Source organism: Achromobacter sp. UBA5777 (genome assembly GCF_002418565.1).
Classification (GTDB): domain Bacteria; phylum Pseudomonadota; class Gammaproteobacteria; order Burkholderiales; family Burkholderiaceae_B; genus Achromobacter; species Achromobacter animicus.
Map to the genome: position 1 here is coordinate 1 of NZ_DIEJ01000122.1, position 3,159 is coordinate 3,159.

Annotated in this window: 4 protein-coding genes; all 4 read left to right on the plus strand. The window is 67.7% G+C overall.

All coding sequences use genetic code 11. From position 1 onward, the window contains the following. Nucleotides 1-1,050: sensor histidine kinase (locus B3446_RS09165; RefSeq protein ID WP_291380243.1), on the plus strand; the 1,050-nt coding region annotated here is incomplete at its 5' end. A 122-nt stretch (nucleotides 1,051-1,172) separates the two neighbouring features. After that, nucleotides 1,173-1,376 carry a Flp family type IVb pilin gene (locus B3446_RS09170; RefSeq protein WP_105241336.1) on the plus strand — a complete coding sequence of 68 codons (204 nt, stop codon included), beginning with the start codon at nucleotides 1,173-1,175 and terminating at the stop codon, nucleotides 1,374-1,376. A gap of 14 nt (nucleotides 1,377-1,390) precedes the next feature. Beyond that, entirely contained in the window at nucleotides 1,391-1,921 is a 531-nt protein-coding gene (locus B3446_RS09175) for an A24 family peptidase (protein ID WP_291380246.1), read from the plus strand. Between the two features lie 95 nt (nucleotides 1,922-2,016). Then, nucleotides 2,017-2,988 carry a Flp pilus assembly protein CpaB gene (gene cpaB / locus B3446_RS09180; RefSeq protein ID WP_291380248.1) on the plus strand — a complete coding sequence of 324 codons (972 nt, stop codon included), beginning with the start codon at nucleotides 2,017-2,019 and terminating at the stop codon, nucleotides 2,986-2,988. The last annotated feature ends 171 nt before the right edge of the window (nucleotides 2,989-3,159 follow it).

Here is a 3,159-nt window from a genome sequence, read left to right on the forward strand (position 1 = left end):
TCCAGCGAATGGCTGGGCCACGCGTCGCTGCTGCCCGATGGCGGCCGCTACGTCATCGCGTACGACATCCTGCCGATGCTCAACCGCATCTATCCGGTGCCGCTGGTCGTGGGGCTAAGCGTCTTTACCGCGCTGCTGCTCAGCCTGGGCGCGGGCCTGCTGTTCAGCATCGGCGCCGCCAACCGCGTCACGCGCATCCGGCAGACCATGGCGCGGTTTGCGCGTGGCGACCAGAACGCGCGCGTGTCGCTGCAAGGCAGCCAGGACGAATTCGACGAACTGGGACACGACGTGAACCAGGCGCTGGAACGTATCGACTTCCTGATGGAAGAGGTGCGCAATGCCACCAATCACATTGCGCACGAGCTGCGCACGCCGCTCACGCGCCTGCAGCAGCGGCTGAGCAACGCCGCCGAGTCGATGCGCAACAACCCCGCGGCGGAAGCAGAGATGGCGTTGGCCGAAGAAGAGGTCCGGCGCATCCTGTACCTGTTCCGCACCGTCATGCGCATCAGCGAGGTCGAGACGGGACGCTGCCATCACGAGCCCGCCGAGCTGGACATCCACGCCCTGCTGGCCGATCTGCACGACTACTACGACGTGCTGGCCGAGCAACGCGGCCTGGTCCTGCAGACCCGCATCGAGGATGATCTGCCGTTGATGGGTGACCGCGCGCTGCTGTTCCAGGCGCTGGTGAACCTGGCCGACAACGCCATCAAGTACGCGCCGTCCGGCACCGTCGTCACGCTGCTGGCGCGGCGGCGCGGCGCCTGGATCGAACTGGGCGCCGCCGACGAAGGCCCTGGCATCGACGCCGACCAGCGCGGCCAGGCCGTGCAGCGTTTCCGCCGGCTGACGCGCGACCGGACGATCTCAGGACATGGCCTGGGCCTCGCGCTGGTGCACGCGGTGGCTGCGCTGCATGGGGGATCGCTGGTGCTTGCCGATAACGATCTGGATGCGCGCGACCGGGACGCGCACGTCACCGCGCGCGGTCTGCTTGCCGTGCTGCGCCTGCCCTGTAGAAGCGCGGCCGGCAGGAGTTCCTGAACGAGTCTTAATGATTCGCAGGTTGATCGCTAGCTGCAAATGAATCCTAATATCGTCTGCGCAATGACGGCTGTCAAAGCCTTCGTTTTTTCATTCACGACGATTCTTTTTTGGACTTTTCCGTGACCTCCCGCATCCAACAATTCCTTCGTGACGAAAGCGGCGTGACCGCAATTGAATACGGCATCCTCGCCGCTGCCATGGCCGCCGCCGTGGGCGTGATCTTCGGCTCCGACGGCGCGTTCATTAGCGCGCTGCGCGACAAGTTCGGCGCCATCGCCAGCGACATCACCGAAGCCGGCACCGACGCCCGCTCGGGCGGCTGATCGCCGGGCGTTTCGTGGCGTACTCCCTGCCCAGCATCATCCTCCTGCCCGCCCTGGCGTGGGTGGTGGTGTCCGACCTGCTCTATCGCCGCATCAGCAACCGCCTGGTGCTGGCGCTGCTGCTGGCATGGGTCGCGTATGCCGGATGGACGCTGGCGCAGGGCAACGCCGCGCTGCGCGCGTCGCTGACGACCGGCATTCTGGCCGGCGCGGGCGTGCTGGTGGCGGGGTACTGCCTCTTTGCCATGCGTTGGATGGGCGCCGGTGACGCCAAGCTGATGGCCGTGCTGTGCCTGTGGCTGGGCGAGCACACTTTCGTCTTCCTCATCGTGACGGCCCTTGCCGGCGGCGCGATGGCCCTGGCGCTGCCGCTGCTGCGTGCGCTGGAACGTGCGCTGGCGCTGTTCCTGATGCGGATCAACGTCTGGCTGTCGGGCCTCGTCATTCCCACGCCGCACGCCCTGCGCGACGAGCCCATGCAAGGCATTCCCTACGGGCTTGCGATTGCCTGCGGCGCGGTCTTCGTGCTCTGGAGCGCCAGCTAGCTTTCATCCAGGCACGACCATGCGCCGACGGCGCGCCATCAGGGGTCAATGCGCGCCCTTGATGCAATTGAAAAGATAAATCACTCCTATTTGCTATGAAGACCCGATCATTGATCCTGCTTGCCTCGGCGATCGCGCTGGCCGCGGGAGCGGCCCTGGTGGGCCGCGCGCTCATGCGCCCGCCGCCTCCCGTGACCATCGTCAAGCAGGTCGAGGCGCCGCGCGCGCCGGTGCGCATGGTGCTGTCGGCGGCCGGAACGCTTGCGCCCGGCGACTTCGTCGCGGGCCGCACGCTGGCGTGGCGCGAACTGCCGGCCGGCGAGATCCGGGCTGAACACTACACCGCCGATACCGACGAAGAACGCCGCAAGGTCGAGCGCACCGTCGCCGGCTCCACCCCCCGCCGCACCCTGCAGGACGGCCAGCCGCTGACGCGCGACGGGTTGGTGTTCAGCGGCGATCATGGCTTTGTCGCCTCGGTGCTCAAGCCTGACATGCGGGCCGTGTCGATCCCGGCCAGCGCCGTCACCAGCAACTCCGGCCTGGTGTCGGCGGGCGACCGGGGCGATGTGATCCTGCATCTGGAACGCGACACGAGCCAACCGCCCCTGCCCGGCCAGCCCGATACCTCGTTCACCACGCTGGCGTCGCAGACCATCGTGCGCAACGTGCGCGTGCTGGCGCTGAACGGCAACCCCGCCGGCATCGCGCCCGCCAGCAATGCGGCCACCGACACGGCCGACAAGGACAAGAAAGCCGCGCCGCCTCGCAATTACTACGAAAGCCTGACGCTGGAAGTCACGCCTCACGACTCCGAGCGTCTAGCGCTCGCCCGCGAAGTGGGCCTGTTGCAGCTGGCGCTGCGCAGCGCGCAAGCCGATACGGTCGAACAGCCGCATGACGTCATCACTGCAGTCACGCGGGTCAACGATGCGACGGACATCTTCAACAAGCCGCCGCGCCAGCCGGTCGTGGTGCAGATGTTCAAGGGCGAACAGCAGAAAGCGCAGACCTTCGACAAGGCGGCGCCGCAAGACGCATCCGCCCCGCAACCCGCCGCCCCGTAACCCATGCGCTCCCAACGCCTGCCCGCGGCGACGCCCGCGCATCCCATTGCCCTCAACTCCGTTCACGCCATGATTCCCAAGCAGCCCCGCCGCGGCGCGGCCCTCCTGTTGCCCCGCCTGTGCATGGCCGCGCCGCTGTGCCTGACCGGCGCCGGCGTCCTGGCGGCCCCC

Bases quoted from the DNA above. Each gene is read 5' to 3' on its own strand.
- cpaB (WP_291380248.1), top strand. From the start codon at position 2,017: ATGAAGACCCGATCATTGATCCTGCTTGCCTCGGCGATCGCGCTGGCC.